Below are 24,012 nucleotides of genomic sequence, written 5' to 3'. Positions count from 1 at the left end.
CAATGGCTGCTCTAGTTGAGGGTGACGTAAGGCGTGCTCGTGAGATTTTTGAATCTCAGGGGCCTGGTGGTATGTATGACTACTTGGCAGGCAGGGGAGATAAATACGCGCTGCTCGCCAATGGAGTTGCTAAGGGTAACTCCATTGCTGGGCTTGCCGCGCTAGAGTTTATGAAACGCACTGAGCGTGATGCCGGACGCGTAATGGATGAACGGGACGTTCAGCTTGTGCGAGTGGAGATGGCAAAAGCCTATTTGGGCTTGCTTGAAGATAAAGTCAAGAGTGACTCGATTGGTGTCACGTTGGATCATAAGGAAGTTTGGGGGTTTCACAATGAAGTATTTGAGAAATTGGGCAGATCCCGAGATGCCTGGACGCTGAATTCTGTATTCGAGTTGATGGTGCCAAGCGATCGTGAAACATACTGGAGAAGCGTGCTTGACTCGGCTGGTAGTCCCGCTGGCGAGGTTTGGCTATCGATCGAAACCGATAGGAAATTGTCCACAGCCTCGGCGATTGCTCCGCAACACTTACGCCCTATGGCAAAGTACTGGCTAGAACGCATTGACTCACTCAGTGGCTTGGCATCGATTATTTATTCTGCTGCTGAGGCCACAGGGACCGGTATTGTCGGACTAGTATCCGACTTTATAGATGCGAATGAAACAGACGCAACAAACCCATCCCTTAAAATCGAAATTACCCCCGCAACCGAATCCCGTCGCGACCTGCAAGGCCAAGACGACATCCGCAACGACGTCTCCAGCGGCTACGTCAACCGCCGCCTGACCCACAGCATCGCTTTCACCGACAGCACCCTCGACAACACCGACTTCACCTCCGCCCAGTTGGGCAGCCTGGCCACCGGTGGTATCCGCCCTGGCGAGATCCAGCTCGACCCCAACGTGCGGCCGAACCAGCATCTGGCCCAGTTCTATCGGGAGGGTAGCGAACAGCCGGACTTCAGCCTGCGTAACGCAGTGGTGCTCAACGGGCTGGCGGCGATGACTACCGTGAACACCTTCGTCGATCCTCTGTTACTCGATCTGAGCGGGCAAGGTGTGGGCTTGGCCGGTATCGAGGACGGCGTGCTGTTCGATGTCGATAACAGCGGTACGTTACGTCGTACAGGCTGGGCAGATCGTGTGACCGGCATGCTGGTACATGACAACGGCACCGGGCAGGTGAGCAACATCAGCCAACTGTTTTCCGAATACTACGGAGGCAAAGCCGGTAGCGATGGCAACTCCGGCGAAACACCGTTCAAAGATGGCTTCACCGCCCTGGCAAGCGTGGACGCCAACGCCGATGGCGCTATCAACGTTGAAGATGCTGTCTGGGCACAATTGAAGGTGTGGGTCGATGGCAACCACGACGGGCGTGCCGATGCCGGAGAATTGAAGGCATTGCAGGAACATGGCATCAGCCAAATCAAGCTAGGTCAGGTCGAACCGGTGGGAGAGGCACGTCAGGGTAACCAGGTCATCTCCCGCAGTGCATTCACCGTCAATGGCGAGGACCGGGAAGTACTGGCGGTGAGGTTCCTCGCCGATACCGTCGGCAATCGGATCGAGGCCCAGGGGGATGGTACGGTACTGACTTCATCAAGCGGGCCCACTTCCCGGCGGGCTTACATCAGCCAGAGTCCTCAAGGCAGCACTCTGGACGCCGCCGCGCTCGGCGTGGACACGCTGTACGGCGCCGCAGGCGATGATGTCTTGACCGCAGCCCCGGTCGGCAGCTGGCTGGTCGGCGGCGCTGGCAGCAATACCTATCACGGCGGGGCGGGCGATGATGTATTCGTGATCAGTGCCAGTGACGACTGGGCGAACATGCACGGCAATGGCGGGCGTGACACGGCGCTGATCGTGGGGGAGCAGGGCGTTGGGCTGAACATGGCCAAGGCCGGGTTGACCATCGCGCAAGGAGGGCGGGGTAGGGACATCATCGCCAGCGGCGGTCAACGCGGAGTTTTCATCAAGGGCGGCTCGGGCGATAGCTTGCTGATCGGTGGTGGTGGCGACGATGTGCTCGTCGGTGGCAGCGGCCGCAACGACATCATTGGTGGTACCGGCAAGTCCGTTATCTACGCAGGTCCAAATGGGGATCGCATCCAGGCCTCGGCGGGCGGCAGCATTATTTACGCTGGTGGTGGGGCGGATCGGATTACGGGTGGGGCGGCCGATGACGTGATCGAAGCCGGTCGGGGCGATGCCACGATCGATGGAGGCGCGGGAACCAACTTGGTCAGCTTGCATGGTGCACACGACGAGTACCTGATCACGCGTACCGAATCGGGTCACCAGATCACCGACACCGTGGCGGGGCGAGACGGCCGCCTGACCCTGAGCAACATCCAGAAGCTCAGCTTCGCCGATATTGCCGCTATCGATCTTCTCGGCGCGGGCGCCATGCCAATCGGCGACAGGCTGTCGCCTGAGCAACTGGCTACCTTCACCACCACTGACACCGCGCTGATAGTCCCTGCGACGGCGCTGCTGGCCAACGACCAGCCATTCAACAGCAGTGGGCCGTTGCGCATCGCGTCGGTCAGTGCTGGCAAGGGCGCTACAGTGCGGCTGAACGAGCAGGGTGATGTGGAGGTCACGCCGTTGCCTGGCCATGACGGTGATGTCAGTTTCCGCTACGACCTGGTCGATGCGGCCGGCAACGCCTCCATGAGTGTTACCGAGGTGGGCAGCGGTGCATCGGCACCCTTGCACGCGACGGTAACGTTGCGCCATGAGCAATCGCCTGGTGACCCGCTCTCTGGGCGGCAGTGGTATCTGGACGAGATCGATGTCGCGCCAGTATGGCGTGACTTCACGGGCAAGGGCGTGAGGATCGGGCAGTTCGAGCCTGGCGGTGAATTTGCCGTCGCGCCGGAAATCTTCGATATCGAGCACCCCGATCTCAAGCCGAATATCGACCCAATCTGGCTGCAAACCCAACGTACCAATGGCACGCTGGCTGCCCTGGCGTCCAATCATGCCACCCAAGTGGCGGGTGTCATGGTTGGAGCGCGCAATGATCAAGGGGGAATCGGCATTGCATACGATGCGAAGATCGGCGGGCACTACCTGGCCAACAAAGGCGACGACCTGACCAACCTGGGGCAAATGGTCAACTACGACATTGCCAACAACAGTTGGGGGTTCAAAAAGGACTTCGCATTGGGGAATGTTCCGGAAGGCAAGGTCGATACCGCTCTGGCGCTCGCTTTCAGTACTACGCTTGCGGCCACCAATGGTCGTGGCGGGCTTGGCACCATCGTCGTCGCCTCTGGCGGCAACCAGCGCGACAAAGGTGGTAGTGCCCAGGGCTCGCTGACCAACAACAACCGCCACGCCATCGAAGTAGCGGCGATCAATGCAAAGGCAGACCTCTCGGTGCTGCAAGCTGCCACTGCACCCTTTTCCAACCCAGGTTCCAGCTTGCTGGTCGCTGCACCAGGAAGCCATGTGTTGTCCACTGGCGTCAGCCTTGAAGCGGAGCGCGGTGCATCGGTGGGCAGCGCCTATAGCACGACCCAGGGCACCAGTTTCGCTGCGCCGATTGTATCAGGCGTGGTGGCGTTGATGCTGCAGGCCAATCCGGGGCTCGGTTATCGGGACGTCCAGCAGATCCTCGCACTGTCTGCGCGCAAGGTGGATGACGCATCCACCCAATGGGCCTACAACGCAGGGCGCAACTGGAATGGCGGTGGCATGCACACCAGTCACGACTACGGTTTTGGTATGGTCGACGCCCGTGCGGCTGTGCGTCTTGCCGAGTCATGGGGTAGCCAGGCGACCAAGGCCAATGAACGGGTGCTGACCGCTGCCAGTGAGCCGCTTGCCCACCAAGTTGCGGCGGGGCAGGTCGCGACTTTGTCCTTGACCCTGCCGGCTGATGTGCTGGTGGAGCATGTGGAGGTCGATATCCATTCGATGGTGGGCCGTCTGGGTGACATGACGCTCACGCTGGTGTCGCCTGGCGGCACGAGGAGCGTGCTGCTCGATCGCACGGGCAAGGCACCGGGCTCCGGTGATGACGATCTGGGCGATTCGCGCTCAGGAGCGTTCAAATATGGGTTCATGTCGACCCATCATCGCGCAGAGCGCTCAGCAGGGGAGTGGAAACTCGAGGTGCGCAATGCCGATGCTGGTTTGCCGTTGACACTCGATCGCTGGACGTTGCGCCTCGTTGGCAGCCCCGGCACCATCGATGATACTTATTACTTCACCGATGACTATGCGAACCTGGTGGCAGAAAACGCCGGGCGAGCGCTGCTTGACGACGCAATCAGCGGCACCGCTGGCGGGCGTAATACGTTGAATGCGGCTGCGGTAAGTCGCAGTATTTCGGTGGATTTGGCCAGTGGCAGTGCCAATATCGCCGGAGTGGCGCTGACCATAGCCTCTGGTTCGGTGCAGAACCTCATCAGTGGCGACGGCGACGATACCTTGATCGCTGGGCCCGCCGGGGCATTACTGGATGGTGGCCGTGGATACAACCTGCTCAAGGGCGGGGAGGGTACTGACCGCTATGTTATCCACAGGCGTGCAGCCGGAAACGATGTACTCGAGCACTTCGAAACTTCGCGTGAAGTGATCGATCTGGTCGGTTTTGGTGGTTTAGGGTTTGCTGACCTGCAGATGCGACAGGACGGCAATGCGGCTGTGCTAGACCTTGGCGATGGGCAGAAGCTCACGCTTGCGGACAAACCGATCGCCGAACTGCAGCCAGCGAACTTTCGCTTCCTTGACGCATTCACTGCTGCGCCAGGTTACTTCGAGGGCAACCCTGAAGTGCAGACGTCGCCGCCTGCCAACGCGAATGTTCTGCTTACCGGTGGTGCAGATGGCGTGTCGCTTGCCAGCGACGAATCGGGGCAGTTGGTGGCTTCTCTGACAGGCACGATCTATGCCCCGCCAACGGTTGCGCCCAGCGTGTTCCTGGTGACAAAACAAGAAGGTGTGAGCGATTACAAGAACACCCTGCGGGGGTTCCGGCACGGTATCGACAAGATTGACCTCAGCCAGGTAGGCATCAGTCGCTTCGAGGATCTGCAGGTCAGCAAAGTCGAGCGCTTCATGCTAAATGACTTTGCACAGATTCATGGTGTGGCCGTTGATACCCAGGCAGTGCCGGGGCAGGAAGGTATCGTGAATATACTGTACCTGGATGCGCTCGAAGTTGCGCAAGTGACAGCGGAGGACTTCATCTTTGCGCAGCCGGCAATAGTCACCTCTGAAATGGTTGCCATGCCTGAGGCCTTGGCCCTTTCAGCGGGGGCATCTCTGTTTGCTGTCGAGCACTCGCTGCCGAGCCTGGGAAATCTTGTTGATGCAATGGCTGCGTTCGCCCCTGAGCCGGCTGGCTCTGCGCTGATCGGGGATATGTCGGTTCAACGCATCGACTCGACGATTGCCGTAGCGGCCTAGTCGCTGTCCTGTAGCGGCTGGAGTGATATTTGATGGCCCTATCGCCGGCACGCCAACTCCCCCAGGTTACCCCGCGGTGGGAGCGGGCTTGCCCGCGACTGATCCAACACCTATCTCAAGGCCTGCGCTCGAAGTTCTTCGCCGCTGCAGCCGCCAGGTCCGGTGGCAGGAAGTCCTTGTCCGGGTTGTAGTCTGGCTTCAGGTACCGCTTGAGGTCCTGCAGGTCCTGCGGGCTCAAGGTGCCGGCTGCCTGCTTCAGGCTCAGGTTGTCGAGGATGTAGTCATAGCGGCTGTTGTTGTAGTCGCGCACCGAGGTGTACAGCTGACGCTGGGCGTCAAGCACGTCGACGATATTGCGGGTACCCACCTGGTAGCCGATCTCGGTGGCTTCCAGCGCGCTCTGGTTGGAGATGATCGACTGCTTGCGCGCCTGCACCTGTTCCACGTCGGTGTTTACCGCGCGGTGCAGGTTGCGGGTGTTTTCCACCACCTGGCGGCGCAGGCTTTCACGCTGCTGCTCGCTCTGGCTCAGGCGCTGGTAGGCCTCGCGCACCTGCGAACTGGTCAGGCCGCCGCTGTAGATCGGGATGTTCAACTGCAGGCCGATGCTGGTCTGCTCGACGTCGCCGCTATAGCGCGAAACGGGGGCCGGTGCGGGGTTGGTGAAACCGAAGTTGTCGTTGTCACCCTTCTGGTACTTGGCAACTGCGTCCAGGGTCGGCGCGTGGCCGGCCTTGCGCTGGCGCAGCGTTTCCTCGGCAGCGACGACCGCGTGGTTGGTGGCCAGCAGGTTGAGGTTCTGGCGCCCGGCGGTTTCGACCCAGGCCTTGGCGTCGTTGGGCGTAGGGACCTGCACCGGCAAGGTATGGACCACGCCTTGAATCGACGTGTATTCCCGGTTGGTCAGGGTCACCAGGGCCTCGAAGGCATCCTGTACCTGGCGCTCGGCAATGATCCGGTTGGCCCGCGCCGTGTCGTAGCTGGCCTGGGATTGCAGCACGTCGGTCTTGTCGGAGAGGCCGACGTCGAATCGTTCGTTGGACTGGTCCAGCTGGCGCTTGAAGGCAGCTTCCTCGGCCTTGGTCGCAGCCAGGTTGTCCTGGGCACGGAGCACGGCGAAGTAATTCTGCGCGGTTTGCAGGATCAGGTTCTGTTCGGTCGCCGACAGCTCCAGCGCTGCCTGTTCGTTGACCGCCTCGGCCGCCTGCAACTGGAACCAGCGGTCAGCGCGGAAGATAGGCTGCGCCAGGGTCGCGCTCCAGGTATTGCCGCTGCGGTTGCTGGTGGCCGATGGTTCGTCCAGCTTGGTGCGGGTGTTCAGCATTTCGGCACCGGCCGAAAGGTTGGGCAGCAACCCGGCGCGAGCCTGCGGTACCACTTCACGGCGGGCGCCGTAATCGGCGCGGGCCGCAGCCAGGTCAGCGTTGTTGTCGACCGCTTCCTGATAGACGCTGACCAGGTCGGTTTTCACTGTAGTGGGCACGTCCGCTGCCCAGACCACTCCGTTGGACGCACAAGACACGGCTATTGCCAGTGAGAGTTTGCGCAGCATAGAGGCAATCCTTGTACGAAATTGAATTACTGAACTGTTGAGTATCGAGCGATGGGCCAGTGTAGTGCCATGCGCACCCGGCAACAATCGCTCGGGGTGCCTTTCATCATCCGCGCATTTACCTGCTTGGCTTTGCCGACCACTCCAGTCTAGACTGCGCATGTTCTTGTCGGGGTGCCTTGAAGCAAAGGCTGAGATCGCAAAGTTGCGGATCCCGTTGAACCTGATCAGGTTAGCGCCTGCGTAGGGAACAAGATTGCTCGCCTTCCCGGGGAGCCTCTTGTGCCAGGTCCGGGAATGTCGCAGCTGCATGCAGCTTCAGGCACCCCCATATCCGGCACTGCACCCATCAAGGGTGCGTCCGCGCCTTTCAGGTTCACCCCGACATTCCACTGCTAGGAAGCCGTCTGGAGAGCCTGTGATGACCAAACAAGAAAAAGCGATCAACCTCAGCGAATCGGCGCAAGTCGATCAGCAGTCCGTGCAACCGTTCCCGCGTTCGCGCAAGGTGTATGTCGAAGGCTCGCGCCCGGACATCCGTGTGCCCATGCGTGAAATCAGCCTGGACGACACCCCGACCGATTTCGGTGGCGAGTCCAATGCCCCGGTGCTGGTCTACGATACTTCCGGCCCGTACACCGACCCCAACGTTGTCATCGACGTGCGCAAGGGCCTGGCCGACGTGCGTTCGGCGTGGATCGAGGCACGCGGTGACACCGAGCGCCTGGCCGGCCTGAGCTCCGACTTCGGCCAGCAGCGCCTGAACGATGCCGAACTGGCCAAGCTGCGTTTCGCCCACGTTCGCAACCCGCGCCGTGCCAAGGCGGGCGCCAACGTCTCGCAGATGCACTATGCCCGCCAGGGCATCATCACCGCCGAGATGGAATACGTTGCCATCCGCGAAAACATGAAGCTGCAAGAGGCACGCGCCGCCGGCCTGCTCGACGAGCAGCACGCCGGCCACAGCTTCGGGGCCAACATCCCGAAAGAAATCACCCCCGAGTTCGTTCGCCAGGAAATCGCCCGTGGCCGCGCGATCATCCCTGCCAACATCAACCACCCGGAAGTGGAGCCGATGATCATCGGTCGCAACTTCCTGGTGAAGATCAACGGCAACATTGGCAACAGCGCCCTGGGTTCCTCGATCGAGGAAGAAGTGGCCAAGTTGACCTGGGGCATCCGCTGGGGTTCGGACACGGTCATGGACCTGTCCACCGGCAAGCACATTCACGAAACCCGTGAGTGGATCATCCGCAACTCGCCGGTGCCGATTGGTACCGTGCCGATCTACCAGGCCCTGGAAAAGGTCAACGGCGTGGCCGAAGACCTGACCTGGGAGCTGTTCCGCGACACCCTGATCGAGCAGGCCGAGCAGGGCGTGGACTACTTCACCATCCACGCCGGTGTGTTGCTGCGCTATGTGCCGCTGACCGCCAAGCGCGTCACCGGCATCGTCAGCCGTGGTGGCTCGATCATGGCCAAGTGGTGCCTGGCGCACCACAAGGAAAACTTCCTGTACACCCACTTCGACGAAATCTGCGAAATCATGAAGGCCTACGACGTCAGCTTCTCGCTGGGCGACGGCCTGCGCCCCGGCTCGATTGCCGACGCCAACGATGCCGCGCAGTTCGGTGAGCTGGAAACCCTTGGCGAGCTGACCAAGATCGCCTGGAAGCACGACGTGCAGTGCATGATCGAAGGCCCCGGCCACGTGCCGATGCAGCTGATCAAGGAGAACATGGACAAGCAGCTGGAGTGCTGCGACGAGGCGCCGTTCTACACCCTCGGCCCGCTGACCACCGATATCGCTCCTGGCTACGACCACATCACCTCGGGCATTGGTGCGGCGATGATCGGCTGGTTCGGTTGCGCCATGCTCTGCTACGTCACGCCCAAGGAGCACCTGGGCCTGCCGAACAAGGATGATGTGAAGACCGGCATCATCACCTACAAGATCGCCGCTCATGCCGCCGACCTTGCCAAGGGCCACCCAGGTGCGCAGATTCGTGACAACGCCTTGTCCAAGGCACGCTTCGAGTTCCGTTGGGAAGACCAGTTCAACCTCGGCCTGGACCCGGACACTGCCCGTGCCTACCACGACGAGACCCTGCCAAAGGAATCGGCCAAGGTCGCGCACTTCTGCTCGATGTGCGGGCCGAAGTTCTGCTCGATGAAGATCACCCAGGAAGTGCGTGAATACGCCGCCAAGATCGAAACCGTGGATGTGACGGTCGAGCAAGGCATGCGTGAGCAGGCCGAGCGGTTCCGCCAGGAAGGCAGCCAGCTGTATCACAAAGTCTAAGACCGCTGGGGCCGCTTTGCGGCCCTTTCGCGACGCAAGGCCGCTCCCACAGGGACCGCGCAAGGCTTGAGGCCAGCGCGGTTTTTGTGGGAGCGGCCTTGTGTCGCGATACGAGGACGCAGTCCTCGCCAGGAACACCAACAACATTGCCGGCGAGCGCCAACCATGACATCACCCAGCCAATTCTCCCCCGACCACCCGGTCCCCACCGTCCAGCGCATCTTCGGCGCGCGCGACCTGTTCTCGCTATGGTTCTCCCTCGGCATCGGCCTGATGGTGCTGCAGGTCGGCGCCATGCTGGCCCCTGGCCTGGGCCTTGCCGGCGCGGTGCTGGCTATCGCCCTGGGCACCGGTGTGGGTGTGCTGCTGCTGGGGGCTGCCGGTGTCATCGGCAGCGATACCGGCCTGTCGGCCATGGGCACCCTGAAACTGAGCCTGGGTGGCCATGGCGCGCGTTTGCCGGCGATGCTCAACCTGCTGCAACTGGTGGGCTGGGGCGCGTTCGAGATCATCGTCATGCGCGATGCCGCCAGCCTGCTGGGCGCGCGGGCGTTCGGCGAAGCCAGCGCCTGGAACAGCCCTATGCTCTGGACCCTGTGCTTCGGCGCCCTGGCCACCCTGCTCGCGGTCGGTGGCCCGCTGGCGTTCGTGCGCAAGGTGCTGCGCACCTGGGGCATCTGGCTGCTGCTGGGCGCTTGCCTGTGGCTGACCTGGAACCTGTTCGCCAAGGCCGACCTGGCGGCACTGTGGGACCGTGCCGGTGACGGTTCGATGTCGCTGGCCGTGGGCTTCGACATCGCCATCGCCATGCCGCTGTCCTGGTTGCCGCTGATCGCCGACTACTCGCGTTTTGCCCGTAACGGCAAACATGTATTCGGCGGTACGGTGGTGGGCTACTTCATCGGCAACACCTGGCTGATGAGCCTGGGCGTGGGCTACACCTTGGCCTTCGCCGGCAATGGCGAAGCCAACGCCCTGCTGCTGGCCCTGGCGGGCGCCGGCATGGGCATTCCACTGCTGCTGATTCTGCTGGACGAGTCGGAAAAGGCTTTTGCCGACATTCACTCGGCAGCCGTTTCCACCGGTGTGCTGGTGCGCCTGAAGGTCGAGCACCTGGCGCTGGCCATTGGCGTGCTGTGCACGCTGATCGCCTTGCTGGCGCCACTGGCACAGTACGAGAACTTCCTGCTGCTGATCGGCTCGGTGTTTGCACCGTTGTTCGGTGTGGTATTGATGGACCATTACGTGATCCGTCGCCGCCGCTTGCCGGCACAGGTGCATGGCTTGCACTGGCAGGCACTGCTGGCCTGGGCGGTGGGCGTTGCCGCGTACCATCTGATCGCCGCGCAAGCGCCCGACCTGGGTGCGACCCTGCCGGCATTGCTGCTGGCAGGGCTACTGCACGGGCTGCTGAGCTTCAGCCGCGGCCGGGAAACAGCTCGGGCTTGAGCACGCCATTCAGGCGTGGGTACGGGATCTTCAACTCCACGTGGCCCATGGAGTAGGGCGCGATGGAATAGACCTCGTACTTGACCACCACCGCGCCGTACGTCAGGGCGACGTGCGGCGACTGCTTGAACGGCCAGGTCTTGATGAACTCGGCGTCCTTGTCCATGCCTACGCTGATCAGCCAGGCGCGGTGCGACTCCTCGACGGTTTTCCAGAAGGTGTCTTCCTGGCCAGGCACCAGCATGTCCTGCAGGGTCAGCACCTTGTCCAGCTTGCGCGAATAGTTGATGAAACCACGCCCGGGCATGCCATGGGCGCCGCCGCTGTCCAGGTAGCTGGACAGTTCGATGATCACCAGTCCGTCATGCTGCTCGCGTACCTTGGCCTGCAGGTAGCTGCTGTTGCGCTTGTCGGCACTGGCCAGGTACTGCTGCTCGTAGGCTTGCAGGCTGGTCGGTGCGTTGCCGCGCTGGTTGTCTTCGGTCAGTTGCAGCAGGCGTTTCTCGACGATGCCATCGAGTTTGGGCAAGGCCGGGAAGTGGATCATGTCGATGTTCACCAGCGGGCAGTCGCTTTCGCTGCAGCCGGGTTTGACATGCTCCCAGGCATCACGCTTGACCTCGAGCGGCGCCCGGTAGTTGGGCGTGAACAGGCTTTGGCAGGCACCCAGGGCCAGGGCCAGCACAGCCACGGAAGTCAGTTTGACAAGTGTCATGAGGATCCTTGCAGAACAGGGAAAAGTCGGCCTTTGACCGTCTGCGCGGCCTTCAGTTCGCCACTAAGCTAACAGAGAGAAGGCGCGCTGTCCCGAGTGCGCGAACGGTTGCCGGAAAGGGATGAAACCGGCAGGCGTGCAGAGTAGGATGGCGCGATGCGGTATTCGAGGTAATGAGGATTTCCATGTCAGACGCGTTGAACTCAGTGCCCAAGGGCTTCGAAATCATCGAGCGGGCCAACTGCTTCCAGGGCTTTTACAAGCTCGACAAGCTACGCCTGCGCCACGAGTTGTTTGCCGGGGGCATGGGCCGCGAGATCAGCCGCGAACTGTTCGTGCGCCATGATGCGGTGTGCGTGCTGCCGTACGACCCGTTGCGCGATGAAGTGGTGCTGATCGAGCAGTTCCGCGTCGGTGCACTGGACAAGGTCGACAACCCCTGGCTGATCGAGATGGTGGCCGGGCTGATCGACAAGGACGAGCAACCCGAGGAAGTCGCCCACCGCGAAGCCGAAGAAGAAGCCGGCCTGACCTTCAGCGCCCTGTGGCCGATGACCCGTTACTTCCCGTCGCCCGGCGGCAGTGACGAATACGTTCACCTGTTCCTCGGCCGTTGCAGCAGCGAAGGGGCGGGCGGCCTGCATGGCCTGGAAGAAGAGGGCGAGGACATTCGCGTGCGCGTGTGGTCGTTCGAGGATGCCATGCAGGCGGTGCGCGACGGGCGCATCTGCAATGCGGCGACCATCATCGGCCTGCAATGGCTGGCGCTGAACCGTGATGAAGTACGAGGTATGTGGAAGTGAACCTGCTGCGCGAGCGTTATCGGGTCGACCTGGTCGGGCTGCAGGCAGCCTGCGAGGCCAACTACGCCCGGCTGATGCGCCTGTTGCCCGACATGCGCACCACCCAGAGCTCGCGCCGCATCGGCATGACCCAGGGCGACCAGATGCTCGGCGTGCTGGTACTCGACGTGGTGCTGGCCTGCCCGTACACCACCACCCTGCACGTGCGCCAGGAGCACAGCCTGCCATGGTTGCCGGTGCCGCACCTGGAAGTGCAGGTGTACCACGATGCGCGCATGGCCGAAGTGGTCAGTGCCGAACACACCCGGCGCCTGCGCAGCATCTACCCGTATCCGAACGAGGCCATGCACCAGCCGGACGAAAAGGCCCAGCTCAACCTGTTCCTCGGTGAATGGCTGAGCCACTGCCTGGCTTGTGGTCACGAACTGGCGAGCGTTCGCTGAAGTGTGACGCAGGTCGTTCGTGGGTGTTTGCTCGCACCCTTTGTGCAGCCATAATTCGCGCTGAATCCGTTCGAGGAGACGGCCGTTGCCGCAGCCAGACCAATCGCGCCCCGTGCATGTGGTGCAACTGACCGATGCCCACCTGTTCGCCGACCCGGCCGGCAGCATGCTGGGCCTCAATACCCGTGACAGCCTGCGCCATGTAGTGGCCCAGGTGCGGCGGGAGCAACCGCTTGTCGACCTGCTGCTGTGCACTGGCGACCTGTCCCAGGACGCCAGCGTGGCGTCCTATGAAGCATTCCGTGAGCTGACCGCACCGTTTGCCGTGCCCACCCGCTGGTTGCCTGGCAACCATGACGAGGCCCAAGTCATGGCGCAAGTGGCGCCGAAGCTGGTACAGGCGGTGACCGATATCGGTGCGTGGCGCATCGTCATGCTCAACACGGCCGTACCCGGGGCGACGCATGGTTTTTTGGCGGATGACCAGTTGGCGGTACTGGACGCAGCCTTGAAAGGGGCGCGCGAACGGCATTGCCTGGTGTGCTTCCACCATCAGCCGGTGGATATCGGCTGTGCCTGGATTGCGCCGATCGGCTTGCGCAACGCCCAGGCGCTGTTCGATATCGTCGAGGGTTATCCACAGGTGCGGGCGCTGCTGTGGGGGCATGTGCACCAGGAATGGGATGAAGTGCGTGGCGGCCTGCGCCTGCTGGCCACTCCGTCGACCTGTATCCAGTTCGCGGCGCGTAGCGAGGATTTTCAAGTGAGCGAGGAGCAGCCTGGATACCGCTGGCTGCGCCTGCACGCCGACGGGCGGTTGGAGACCGGGGTGGAGCGGGCACTGGACTTCGAAGTGAAGCTCGACTTCGATAGCCCTGGTTATTGAGGATTTTGGGGCTGCTGCGCACCCCTATCGCGACACAAGGCCGCTCCCACAGGAGATCGCGTATCCCTGTGGGAGCGGCCTTGTGTCGCGATAGGGGCGCAAAGCGCCCCCGGCACTCTCAAAGCTGTTGAAGAATTTGTTGCTAAAACCCCTGTGCGGCGCCAAAACCCGGCGAACGCGCTACACTGCGCGTCCCTGCGCCCATATCACCGGGCGCGAAGCCACAGATTCCGGGGGCAGCATGTCGGGTTCCATCCTCTATATCCATGGCTTCAACAGCTCGCCACTTTCGACCAAGGCGCGCCAACTCGAGGCCGTGATGCAGCAACTGGGCCTGTCGGCCCAACTGCGGGTGCCCGCTTTGCACCACCACCCACGGCAGGCCATCGCCCAGCTCGAAGCGGCCATCGCCGAGCTGGGCGCGCCACTGCTGGTGGGCAGTTCGCTCGGCGGCTACTATGCCACCTGTCTGGCCGAGCGCCACGGCCTCAAGGCCCTGCTGGTGAACCCGGCGGTAACACCGCACAAGCATTTCGACGGCTACCTGGGCACCCAGCACAATCACTACACCGGTGAAGCCTGGGAGCTGACCCACGATCATGTGCAGGCCCTGGCCGAGCTGGAAGTACCAGCGCCGGTGGACGCCAGCCGCTATCAAGTGTGGCTGCAGACCGCCGATGAAACCCTGGACTATCGCCACGCCGAGCGCTATTACCGTGCTTGTGCCCTGCGTATCCAGGCCGGTGGCGACCACAGCTTCCAGGGCTTCGCCGAGCGCCTGCCGGCACTGCTGGCCTTCGCCGGCATTGCCCGTGGGCAGTACGCAGCGCTCGATTTTTCTGTATTTTGACTTTTTTGCATTCACCAGACTGACGACGAGACCCTATGGCCACTCCCAGCGCTAGCGCCTATAACGCAGACGCCATCGAAGTCCTCTCGGGCCTTGACCCGGTCCGCAAGCGGCCGGGCATGTACACCGATACCAGCCGCCCCAACCACCTGGCCCAGGAAGTCATCGACAACAGTGTCGACGAAGCCCTGGCCGGTCACGCCCGTTCGGTGCAGGTCATCCTCCATGCCGACCACTCGCTGGAAGTCAGCGACGATGGCCGCGGCATGCCGGTGGACATCCACCCGGAAGAGGGCGTTTCCGGGGTCGAGCTGATCCTCACCAAACTGCACGCCGGCGGCAAGTTCTCCAACAAGAACTACCAGTTCTCCGGTGGCCTTCACGGCGTGGGCATCTCGGTAGTAAACGCCCTGTCGACCCAGGTGCGCGTGCGCGTCAAACGTGACGGCAACGAATACCAGATGACCTTCGCCGATGGCTTCAAGGCCAGCGAGCTGGAAGTGGTCGGCTCGGTCGGCAAGCGCAACACCGGTACCAGCGTGTACTTCAGCCCCGACCCCAAGTACTTCGATTCGCCGAAGTTCTCCATCAGCCGCCTCAAGCACGTGCTCAAGGCCAAGGCCGTGCTGTGCCCGGGCCTGCTGGTCAGCTTCGAGGACAAGGCCAGCGGCGAGAAGGTCGAATGGCACTACGAGGACGGCCTGCGCTCCTACCTGGTCGACTCGGTCAACGAGTTCCAGCGCCTGCCCGACGAGCCGTTCTGCGGCAGCCTGGCCGGTAACAAGGAGGCGGTGGACTGGGCCTTGCTGTGGCTGCCAGAAGGCGGCGACAGCATCCAGGAAAGCTACGTCAACCTGATCCCTACCGCCCAGGGCGGCACCCACGTCAATGGCCTGCGCCAGGGCCTGCTGGATGCCATGCGCGAGTTCTGCGAGTTCCGCAACCTGCTGCCGCGCGGCGTGAAGCTGGCGCCGGAAGACGTCTGGGAACGCATCACCTTCGTGCTGTCGATGAAGATGCAGGACCCGCAGTTCTCCGGGCAGACCAAGGAGCGCCTGTCGTCGCGCGAGGCGGCTGCCTTCGTTTCCGGCGTGGTCAAGGACGCCTTCAGCCTGTGGCTCAACGCCCACCCCGAGCTGGGCATGCAACTGGCGGAGCTGGCCATCAGCAACGCCGGGCGTCGCCTCAAGGCCAGCAAGAAGGTCGAGCGCAAGCGCATCACCCAGGGTCCGGCACTCCCCGGCAAGCTGGCCGATTGCGCCGGCCAGGATCCGATGCGCGCCGAACTGTTCCTGGTCGAGGGTGATTCGGCCGGTGGCTCGGCCAAGCAGGCACGCGACAAGGAATTCCAGGCGATCCTGCCGCTGCGCGGCAAGATCCTCAACACCTGGGAAGTGGACGGTGGCGAAGTCCTGGCCAGCCAGGAAGTGCACAACATCGCCGTGGCCATTGGCGTCGACCCGGGGGCCACCGACCTAGCGCAGCTGCGCTACGGCAAGATCTGCATCCTCGCCGACGCCGACTCCGACGGCCTGCACATCGCCACGCTGCTGTGCGCGCTGTTCGTCCAGCACTTCCGCGCGCTGGTCGAGGCCGGGCATGTGTACGTGGCCATGCCGCCGCTGTACCGCATCGACCTGGGCAAGGAAATCTACTACGCCCTCGACGAGGCCGAGCGTGACGGTATCCTCGATCGCCTGGTGGCCGAGAAGAAACGCGGCAAGCCACAGGTCACCCGCTTCAAGGGCCTGGGCGAGATGAACCCGCCACAGCTGCGCGAGACCACCATGGACCCGAACACCCGGCGCCTGGTGCAGCTGACCCTGGACGATGTGCAGGCCACCTGCGAGCTGATGGACAAGCTGCTGGCCAAGAAGCGCGCGGGTGACCGCAAGAGCTGGCTGGAAACCAAGGGTAACCTGGCCGAGGTCATGGTTTGATTCGGCGGCTTCTGGCTGCCTGTCTGGCGCTGGTTGCCCTGCCGAGCCTGGCGGGCAACTGGCCAGAGTTGAAGCTGAGCGCCGAGCACCCGATCGAAGGCATGCGCGGTGGCAACCTGTCTGGCCTGGTGGAATGCCGGGGCGGGCTGTGGGGTGTGTCCGACCGCGACGACGACCGTATCTACCGCTTCGACCAGCAAAACCCGACCTGGCGCGCGCAGCCGCTCACCTTCACCCCGCCAGCGGTGCCGGAAAGTGGCCTGCCGTGGGGCCTGAAGTCGCGCAACTGGGCGGCGTCGTATATTCGTGGTGGCGAGCTGGATTTCGAAGGCATCAGCTGTGACCAGGCGGGTAACCTGTACCTGGTCAGCGAGGCGCATGCCGCAGTGCTGCAACTGCCGCTGGAAGGCGAAGCGGACTGGTTGAAGATCGACCCGGCCATGGTTCGTCAGGCCCGTGCCAGCGGCATGCTGCTGAACTTCAACGCCTTGTTCGAAGGCCTGGCGATCAACCCGGCGGGCGACCGCCTGTGGCTGGCCGCCGAGCGCGAGCGGCGGGGCCTGGTGGCCATCGAGCGCCAGCAATCGGTGTGGACCTGCGGCCGCAGTTGCGTGCTGCTGAGCGAGGCTGGCGTCGAAATGCAGCCGGCGCAGATGCCCAATGCCCAGGCACTGTCGCGCGACTTCGCTGACCTTGCCTGGTTCGAAGGCAAGCTGTTCACCCTCGAACGCAACGCCTACCGGGTCTGCCGTCGGGATACCGACAGTGGCAAAGTCGAGCGCTGCTGGTCGTTCGCTGCCGATGCCCTGGTCGAGTCGCGCCGCTATCAACAGCCGTTCGGCCTGGCCGAGGCCCTGGTGATCGATGCCAAGGGCGCCTGGATCGGTGTGGACAACAACAACGGCGCCCGCGCCGATGGCGAGGCACGCCCGATCGTCTGGCGCTTCGATGCGCCGGAAGGCGGATGGAGCGCCAAGCCATGAGCCAGGCACCGGGCAAGCGGGCTGGCAAGGTATTGATGATCGTCGCCTGGGCGGCGGCGCTGTTCCTTGCCACGCGTTTCTTCGGCCAATGGGAAGACAGCCAGCGCAACCCCAATGCCCAGGTACAGTCGTCGCATGGGGAAGGCTTTATCGAGGTGCGCCTGCTGGGCAACGGCCAGGGCCACTTCGTGATGGATGGCGCGATCAACGGTCAGGTGGTGCACTTCATGCTCGACACCGGTGCCACCGACGTGGCCATCCCCGAGGCGCTGGGCCGCGAGCTGGGCCTGGAGCGTGGCAGCCCGGTGCAGCTCAGTACCGCCAACGGCCGTACCGAAGGCTACCGCACGCGCCTGGCCAGCCTGCAGCTGGGGGATATCCGCCTGCAGGACGTGCGCGCCATCGTGGTGCCGGGCCTGGACGGGCAGACCGTATTGCTGGGCATGAGTGCCCTGAAACAACTTGAATTTACCCAGCGCGGCGGCACCATGCTGCTGCGCCAGAACCTGAAATGACGAGGCCCGCATGAGCGACTCACTGGAACTCAGCCTGGATGGCGTGGAACGCCGCTCGCTGGCTGACTTCACCGAACAGGCCTACCTCAACTACTCCATGTACGTGATCATGGACCGCGCCCTGCCGCACATCGGCGATGGCCTGAAGCCGGTGCAGCGACGCATCGTCTATGCCATGAGCGAGTTGGGGCTCGATGCCGATGCCAAGCACAAGAAGTCGGCGCGTACCGTCGGTGACGTGCTCGGCAAGTTCCACCCCCATGGCGACTCGGCCTGCTACGAGGCCATGGTGCTGATGGCGCAGCCGTTCAGCTACCGCTATACCCTGGTCGACGGCCAGGGCAACTGGGGTGCGCCGGACGATCCGAAGTCGTTCGCTGCCATGCGTTATACCGAAGCGCGTCTTTCGCGCTACGCCGAAGTGCTGCTCAGCGAAGTCGGCCAGGGCACCGTGGACTGGGTGCCCAACTTCGACGGCACCCTGCAGGAGCCGGCCGTGCTGCCTGCGCGCCTGCCCAACATCCTGCTCAACGGCACCACGGGTATCGCCGTGGGCATGGCCACCGACGTGCCGCCGCACAACCTGCGTGAAGTGGCCACGGCCTGTGTGCGCCTGCTCGACGAGCCCAAGGCCACCATCGAGCAGCTGTGCGAGCACATTCAGGGGCCGGACTACCCGACCGAGGCCGAGATCGTCACCCCGCGGGCAGAAATCCTCAAAATGTACGAAAGCGGCCGCGGCTCCATCCGCATGCGCGCCGTGTACCGCGTCGAGGATGGCGACATCGTCGTCACCGCGCTGCCGCACCAGGTCTCCGGGGCCAAGGTGCTGGAGCAGATCGCCGCGCAGATGCAGGCCAAGAAGCTGCCGATGGTCGCCGACCTGCGTGACGAGTCGGACCACGAGAACCCGTGCCGCATCGTTATCATCCCGCGCTCCAACCGCGTGGATGCCGATGAACTGATGCAGCACCTGTTTGCCACCACCGACCTGGAAAGCAGCTACCGAGTCAACGTCAACATCATCGGCCTGGACGGCCGGCCACAGCTGAAGAACCTGCGAGCACTGCTGCTGGAGTGGCTGGAGTTCCGTACCACTACCGTCCGTCGCCGGCTGCAGCACCGCCTGGACAAGGTGGAGAAGCGCCTGCACCTGTTGGAAGGTTTGCTGACCGCGTTCCTCAACCTGGATGAAGTTATCCACATCATCCGTACCGAGGACCAGCCCAAGCAAGCCCTGATCGCCCGTTTCGACCTGACCGAAATCCAGGCCGACTACATCCTCGAGACCCGCCTGCGGCAGCTGGCGCGCCTGGAAGAGATGAAGATCCGTGGCGAGCAGGACGAGCTGCTGAAAGAGCAGGCCAAACTGCTCGCCCTGCTGGGCAGCGATGCCAAGCTGCGCAAACTGGTACGCAGCGAGCTGATCAAGGATGCCGAAACCTATGGCGACGACCGCCGCTCGCCGATCGTCGAGCGTGCCGAGGCCAAGGCGCTGTCGGAAAACGAACTGATGCCGACCGAGCCGGTCACCGTGGTGCTGTCTGAGAAGGGCTGGGTGCGCTGCGCCAAGGGCCACGACATCGATGCCACCGGCCTGTCGTACAAGGCCGGCGATGGCTTCAAGGCCGCCGCCGCCGGGCGCTCCAACCAGTTTGCCGTGCTCATCGACTCCACTGGCCGCAGCTACTCGCTGGCCGCTCACAGCCTGCCGTCGGCGCGTGGTCAGGGCGAACCGCTGACCGGCCGCCTGACGCCACCACCGGGGGCCACCTTCGAATGCGTGCTGTTGCCGGACGACGATGCGTTGTACGTGGTGGCCTCGGACGCCGGCTATGGCTTCGTGGTCAAGGGTGAAGACCTGCAGGCCAAGAACAAGGCCGGCAAGGGCTTGCTCAGCCTGCCCAACGGTGCCAAGGTCATGACCCCGCGCCCGGTGGCCAACCGCGAGCAGGACTGGCTGGCGGCGGTGACTACCGAAGGCCGTCTGCTGGTGTTCAAGGTCAGCGACCTGCCTCAGCTGGGCAAAGGCAAGGGCAACAAGATCATCGGGGTGCCGGGCGACCGGGTAGCCAGCCGTGAAGAATTTGTTACCGATTTGGCTGTGATTGCCGATGGCGCGACACTTGTATTGCAAGCCGGCAAGCGTACCCTATCTCTGAAAGCGGACGACCTGGAGCATTACAAGGGCGAGCGCGGAAGGCGCGGCAGCAAGCTGCCACGCGGGTTCCAGCGCGTCGATGGGTTGCAGGTGGAAGTGCCGGCGTAACCGGTTGAAATGTCTGGAACGGCAATTTCAGCGTCGTTCCGGGCAGAAATGCTGGAGTCGGACGGTTATTTCGCGGATGATATGGCCCTTGCGGTGCCGGCGTTGCCGTGTGCCCGTTTGAATCTATGTGTATCACTGCGGTTGGCCTTTTGGCGACCGCCTGGATGGGATGATGAAATTTCTGCGCCTTCCATTTGCGCTGTTGATGACTGGCCTGCTGGGCCTTGGCGGGTGCACCATGCACCAGCCGGTTGCCCTGTACCAGCTCGACAGTGGTGATCCTGGCCAGCCTTCGCAGAGTGCGGGCATGGCCGTGGTGCTCGGCCCGGTATCGGTTGCCGATTACCTGCAACGTGAAACGTTCCTGCAACGTCAGGCCGATGGCAGCCTGAGTTCGGCGACCGACGGTCGTTGGGCCGGCAGCCTTTCGTCGGATATCGACCAGCTGCTGGTGCGCCAACTCGCCTGGCGCCTGGACAGCCAGCGCGTGGTGCTGGCCCCGGCGGCGACCGGTTTCAACCCGGATGTACAAGTACTGCTGTCGATTACTCGCCTGGACTCGGGCAAGGACCAGCCGGCCGTCCTGGATGCCCAGTGGCGCTTGTTGGACCGCCGTGGCCATGTGCGTGACAACCGCATCGTTCACCTCGAGCAGCCACACGCGGGCAGCGAGGCGTCGCAGGTACAGGCCCAGGGCCAGTTGCTGCAGAAGCTGGCCGAACAGCTGAGCACTGCGGTCAAGCCGTTGGCCAACCAGCCGGCGATTGCCGAAGAGTCGCCAAAAAAGCCGGCTGCTCCGGTGCAGGTGAAAAAGACGCCGGAGAAATCCAAGATCCCGATGGCTGCGCCGATTCGAACCGATATGGAAGTCTACCGGTTCTGATCCAGCTGCCAGATACGAAAAAGCCCGCAACGATGCGGGCTTTTTCGTATCTGCAGTTTTTGTACTGTCTGTGCTGGCCTCTTCGCGGGTAAACCCGCTCCCACAGGTTGGTGCAGGCCCTGTGGGAGCGGGTTTACCCGCGAAGAGGCCAGCCCGATATCAGACCCGGCGTTCGTGCATCCGCGCCAACTGCCGCTCCAGCATCGACGGGTAGGGCTCCATCAGGCGCTCCACGCAGCAGGCGCCCTCAGGGCTGGCAATCGGGCGAATGCGGGCGCGCTGGCGAATCAGCGTGTCATCGCTGATCTGCCGCTCCACCAGCAACAGGTTGCGGCTGTGCTGCGACAGCGCCAGGGCGTCCTGGGCCTTTTCGGCCATCAGCAGGTCTACCAGCTCCAGCCCTTGCAGGTCGTTGCCCAGGGCCAAGCCCAGTTGCAGCTGCAGGGTAATGCCGCTGTCCGCAACCTCGATCTGCAGGGCATGGCCCAGGGCGCGCAACAGCTCGCCGCAGCAGATGGCGTTGGTCAGGTAGTCCTCGCCGCAGTCGCGGCTGTGGAACAGCACCAGAGTGCTGCCGTCGTTGAGTGTGTGGGTTTCGCCGTCGTAGAGCGAGGCGGCGTGCTCCAGGCAATCGCGGTAGCGCTCGGTCAGCTCGGTCAGGCGCGTGCGCGGCAGGCGACGCAGCTGCTCCTGTGAACCCAGTTGCACGGCAAGCACGGCGCTGTACTGCGGCTCGTCAGATTCGACCACGGCGGCCTTGGGCGCGCTTTCGTCGTCCAGCAGGCCGGCGAAGGCTTCATCGTCATCCTCGTCCGCCTGGGCGGCAAGCTTGGCGCGCGGCGCGGCCTTGGCTGCCGGGGCGGCGTCGTGCAGGTCGTCGAACTGCTCGTCTTCTTCTTCGGGCTCCGGCTCAGGTGGCGGCGGCGGGGCCAGGCGCGCGTGCAGCTGGCGGGCGATGTCGCCGATCTCGTCCTGGCGGTCGGTGGCCGGGGTATAGGGTTGCGGGTCGCGCAGCCACACCCGCAGCTGCAGCAGCGGCAGGGTGATGAAGCGGCCCTGGCGCAGGCTCAGGGTCAGTGCCAGCACCAGCAGGATGGCGGCAAGGATGCCCATGCTCTGCAGGCTGATCAGCATCGGCTGCTGGAACTGGCTCATGTCCAGGCTGATGCGCAGTTGCCCGGCGGTCACGTCCTGGAAGGTGATCTTGGTCTGGTACAGGCCTTCGGCCTCGCCCAGCAGGCTGTTGCGCGGGCGCTGGCCGGCCTCGGCGAGGATACGGTTGTCCACGCTGTAGATCGCCGCATGGGCCACCAGCGGGTTTTTCACCAGGTTGCCGAGCAGCACGTTGAGGCTGAGGATGTCGTTGGCCACCAGCAGCTCGGTCGCCGAGGTGGCGGTCTGGGTGGTCAGGCTCTGGCCCAGGGCATCGGCCTGCTCGTGCATGGCCTGCTTGAACTGCAGGCCCATCACGCAGGCGTAGATCACCAACGCCAGCGCCACCAGGAAAATGTTGGTGCAGGCGATGCGCAGTGCCAGCGGCACGCGACGTTGACTCAGGGCGCGATAGATCATCAGGAAGAAGTTGTCTGCTTTGACGGGCGTGGGCCGGTTCACTGAGCTCGGCTCTTAATGGCATGAAAGTGTGGGGCAGTATAGCGAGCCGGGTTTTGTCGGCAAAGTATCGTTGGCGCCCGACGGTCACGGAAAATCGGTAGAATGCGCATTTTTCATCGAAGTCGGAGCCAGGTTGTGCGCGAAATCGTCCTGATCAACATCACCGGTGAGGACCGTCCCGGTCTCACTGCGGCTATCACCGGCGTCCTGCTGCAGGGCGGTGTGAGCATCCTCGACATTGGCCTGGCAGTCATGCACGGTACCTTGTCGTTCGGCATCCTGGTCGATATCCCGGACAACGAAGTGGCCACCTCCCTGCTGCAGAGCGTGCAGGCCAAGGCCCACGAACTGAACCTGCAGGCCCGCTACACGCCGATTTCCGAGGCGGACTACCAGCACTGGGCCGATGGCCACGGCGAGGCGCGCCACATCGTCACCTTGCTCAGCCGCAAGATCACCCCCGAGCAGCTGCAGCGGGTGAGTGCGGTGATCAGTCAGTACGGCCTGACCATCGAGCGCATCGAGCGCCTGTCGGCCCGTGTGGCGCTGGATGCCGAGACCGACAAGGGCAAGGCGGCCATCGAGATTTCCGTGCGCGGCGTGCCGAGCGATGCCCAGGCGCTGCGTGCCGACTTCTTCGCCTTGGCTGAAGAGCTGAGCATCGACATCGCCTTCCAGAAGGACGACCTGTTCCGCCGCAACCGCCGCCTGGCGGTGTTCGACATGGACTCGACGCTGATCGAAGCCGAAGTCATCGACGAACTGGCCAAGGCCGCTGGCGTGGGTGAGCAGGTGGCCGCGATCACCGAGCGTGCCATGCGTGGCGAGCTGGACTTCCGCGCCAGCTTCAAGGAGCGCATGGCGCTGCTCAAGGGCCTGGATGTGGGCGTGCTGGACGAGATCGGTGCGTCGCTGCGCCTGACCGAGGGTGCCGAGAACCTGTTTGCCGAGCTCAAGCGCCTGGGTTACAAGACGGCGATCCTGTCCGGTGGCTTCACTTACTTTGCCCGCCAGGTGCAGGCGCGCCTGGGCATCGACTATGTGTTCGCCAACGAGCTGGAAGTGGTCGACGGCAAGGTGACCGGCGTGGCTGTGGAGCCGATCGTCGATGCCCAGCGCAAGGCCGAGCTGCTGCAGAAACTGGCCAGCGAAGAAGGCTTGCAGCTGGAGCAGACCATTGCCGTGGGTGACGGTGCCAACGACCTGCCGATGCTGTCGCTGGCCGGCCTGGGCGTGGCGTTCCGCGCCAAGCCGCTGGTGCGCCAGTCGGCCAAGCAGGCGATTTCTACCCTGGGGCTGGATGGGGTGTTGTATCTGCTGGGCCTGCGGGACCGCGACGCGCGCGGCTGATCTGAGAATCCGGGGCTGCTTCGCAGCCCATC

The 24,012-nt window shown here is 63.4% G+C and carries 16 protein-coding genes and 1 riboswitch; of the genes, 13 read left to right on the top strand and 3 right to left on the bottom strand.

Annotation, left to right across the window (positions count from 1 at the left end):
* The first annotated feature begins 71 nt into the window (after positions 1–71).
* The gene (locus CAG46_RS00635) at positions 72–5,426 is read left to right on the top strand and encodes a S8 family serine peptidase (RefSeq protein WP_256575038.1); all 5,355 of its coding nucleotides are present in this window, start codon (positions 72–74) and stop codon (positions 5,424–5,426) included.
* Positions 5,427–5,541: 115 nt separating this feature from the next.
* Here CAG46_RS00635 and CAG46_RS00630 read toward each other — a convergent pair whose 3' ends face one another.
* The gene (locus CAG46_RS00630; protein ID WP_025340848.1) at positions 5,542–6,978 is read right to left on the bottom strand and encodes a TolC family outer membrane protein; all 1,437 of its coding nucleotides are present in this window, start codon (positions 6,976–6,978) and stop codon (positions 5,542–5,544) included.
* 160 nt (positions 6,979–7,138) lie between these two features.
* A riboswitch (TPP riboswitch) is annotated at positions 7,139–7,245 on the top strand.
* A gap of 154 nt (positions 7,246–7,399) precedes the next feature.
* Here CAG46_RS00630 and thiC point away from each other — a divergent pair.
* Positions 7,400–9,280 carry a phosphomethylpyrimidine synthase ThiC gene (gene thiC / locus CAG46_RS00625; RefSeq protein WP_025340847.1) on the top strand — a complete coding sequence of 627 codons (1,881 nt, stop codon included), beginning with the start codon at positions 7,400–7,402 and terminating at the stop codon, positions 9,278–9,280.
* Positions 9,281–9,445: 165 nt separating this feature from the next.
* Positions 9,446–10,729 carry a putative hydroxymethylpyrimidine transporter CytX gene (cytX, locus tag CAG46_RS00620; RefSeq protein WP_085614740.1) on the top strand — a complete coding sequence of 428 codons (1,284 nt, stop codon included), beginning with the start codon at positions 9,446–9,448 and terminating at the stop codon, positions 10,727–10,729.
* Here the strand turns inward: cytX and CAG46_RS00615 are convergent.
* Positions 10,698–11,444, bottom strand: coding sequence for an RsiV family protein (locus tag CAG46_RS00615; RefSeq protein ID WP_025340845.1), 747 nt, complete (start codon positions 11,442–11,444; stop codon positions 10,698–10,700). The genes cytX and CAG46_RS00615 overlap by 32 nt on opposite strands.
* Positions 11,445–11,629: 185 nt before the next feature.
* On the opposite strand from CAG46_RS00615, the gene CAG46_RS00610 reads away from it, so the two are divergent.
* The 9 genes from CAG46_RS00610 (at position 11,630) to CAG46_RS00570 (ending at position 21,016) form a co-directional block, all read left to right on the top strand.
* Positions 11,630–12,247: an NUDIX domain-containing protein gene (locus CAG46_RS00610; protein WP_085614742.1), complete on the top strand. Its 618-nt coding sequence runs from the start codon at positions 11,630–11,632 to the stop codon at positions 12,245–12,247.
* The gene (locus CAG46_RS00605; protein WP_016501905.1) at positions 12,238–12,690 is read left to right on the top strand and encodes a DUF1249 domain-containing protein; all 453 of its coding nucleotides are present in this window, start codon (positions 12,238–12,240) and stop codon (positions 12,688–12,690) included. The genes CAG46_RS00610 and CAG46_RS00605 overlap by 10 nt, the downstream gene beginning before the upstream one ends.
* Positions 12,691–12,775: 85 nt before the next feature.
* Entirely contained in the window at positions 12,776–13,576 is an 801-nt protein-coding gene (cpdA, locus tag CAG46_RS00600; RefSeq protein ID WP_085614744.1) for a 3',5'-cyclic-AMP phosphodiesterase, read from the top strand.
* Positions 13,577–13,817: 241 nt separating this feature from the next.
* Positions 13,818–14,426 (top strand): YqiA/YcfP family alpha/beta fold hydrolase, encoded by a 609-nt coding sequence (locus CAG46_RS00595; RefSeq protein WP_025340842.1) that lies wholly within the window; start codon positions 13,818–13,820, stop codon positions 14,424–14,426.
* Positions 14,427–14,461: 35 nt separating this feature from the next.
* Complete coding sequence (gene parE / locus CAG46_RS00590; protein WP_015272020.1) at positions 14,462–16,366, top strand: DNA topoisomerase IV subunit B; 1,905 nt, start codon at positions 14,462–14,464, stop codon at positions 16,364–16,366.
* Positions 16,363–17,349 carry an esterase-like activity of phytase family protein gene (locus CAG46_RS00585; RefSeq protein ID WP_025340841.1) on the top strand — a complete coding sequence of 329 codons (987 nt, stop codon included), beginning with the start codon at positions 16,363–16,365 and terminating at the stop codon, positions 17,347–17,349. Before parE ends, CAG46_RS00585 begins: the two co-directional genes overlap by 4 nt.
* Positions 17,346–17,864: a TIGR02281 family clan AA aspartic protease gene (locus tag CAG46_RS00580; protein ID WP_025340840.1), complete on the top strand. Its 519-nt coding sequence runs from the start codon at positions 17,346–17,348 to the stop codon at positions 17,862–17,864. Before CAG46_RS00585 ends, CAG46_RS00580 begins: the two co-directional genes overlap by 4 nt.
* Before the next feature lie 10 nt (positions 17,865–17,874).
* A complete protein-coding gene (gene parC / locus CAG46_RS00575; protein WP_075046538.1) occupies positions 17,875–20,133 on the top strand; it encodes a DNA topoisomerase IV subunit A in 2,259 nt (752 codons plus the stop codon).
* Positions 20,134–20,305: 172 nt separating this feature from the next.
* Complete coding sequence (locus CAG46_RS00570; protein WP_025340838.1) at positions 20,306–21,016, top strand: membrane integrity-associated transporter subunit PqiC; 711 nt, start codon at positions 20,306–20,308, stop codon at positions 21,014–21,016.
* A 159-nt stretch (positions 21,017–21,175) separates the two neighbouring features.
* Here the strand turns inward: CAG46_RS00570 and CAG46_RS00565 are convergent, their stop codons facing one another.
* Positions 21,176–22,630 (bottom strand): AhpA/YtjB family protein, encoded by a 1,455-nt coding sequence (locus tag CAG46_RS00565; protein ID WP_085614746.1) that lies wholly within the window; start codon positions 22,628–22,630, stop codon positions 21,176–21,178.
* Positions 22,631–22,765: 135 nt separating this feature from the next.
* On the opposite strand from CAG46_RS00565, the gene serB reads away from it, so the two are divergent.
* Positions 22,766–23,980: a phosphoserine phosphatase SerB gene (gene serB, locus CAG46_RS00560; RefSeq protein ID WP_025340836.1), complete on the top strand. Its 1,215-nt coding sequence runs from the start codon at positions 22,766–22,768 to the stop codon at positions 23,978–23,980.
* The last annotated feature ends 32 nt before the right edge of the window (positions 23,981–24,012 follow it).

It is taken from the genome of Pseudomonas sp. B23(2017) (assembly GCF_002113725.1).
GTDB lineage: Bacteria > Pseudomonadota > Gammaproteobacteria > Pseudomonadales > Pseudomonadaceae > Aquipseudomonas > Aquipseudomonas putida_Z.
Note: the sequence above shows the minus strand (reverse complement) of the source record. Positions and strands in the feature narration are given on the sequence as shown.

Bases quoted from the DNA above. Each gene is read 5' to 3' on its own strand.
- CAG46_RS00635 (WP_256575038.1), top strand. From the start codon at position 72: ATGTATGACTACTTGGCAGGCAGGGGAGATAAATACGCGCTGCTCGCC.
- CAG46_RS00630 (WP_025340848.1), bottom strand. From the start codon at position 6,978: ATGCTGCGCAAACTCTCACTGGCAATAGCCGTGTCTTGTGCGTCCAAC.
- thiC (WP_025340847.1), top strand. From the start codon at position 7,400: ATGACCAAACAAGAAAAAGCGATCAACCTCAGCGAATCGGCGCAAGTC.
- cytX (WP_085614740.1), top strand. From the start codon at position 9,446: ATGACATCACCCAGCCAATTCTCCCCCGACCACCCGGTCCCCACCGTC.
- CAG46_RS00615 (WP_025340845.1), bottom strand. From the start codon at position 11,444: ATGACACTTGTCAAACTGACTTCCGTGGCTGTGCTGGCCCTGGCCCTG.
- CAG46_RS00610 (WP_085614742.1), top strand. From the start codon at position 11,630: ATGTCAGACGCGTTGAACTCAGTGCCCAAGGGCTTCGAAATCATCGAG.
- CAG46_RS00595 (WP_025340842.1), top strand. From the start codon at position 13,818: ATGTCGGGTTCCATCCTCTATATCCATGGCTTCAACAGCTCGCCACTT.
- parE (WP_015272020.1), top strand. From the start codon at position 14,462: ATGGCCACTCCCAGCGCTAGCGCCTATAACGCAGACGCCATCGAAGTC.
- CAG46_RS00580 (WP_025340840.1), top strand. From the start codon at position 17,346: ATGAGCCAGGCACCGGGCAAGCGGGCTGGCAAGGTATTGATGATCGTC.
- parC (WP_075046538.1), top strand. From the start codon at position 17,875: ATGAGCGACTCACTGGAACTCAGCCTGGATGGCGTGGAACGCCGCTCG.
- CAG46_RS00570 (WP_025340838.1), top strand. From the start codon at position 20,306: ATGAAATTTCTGCGCCTTCCATTTGCGCTGTTGATGACTGGCCTGCTG.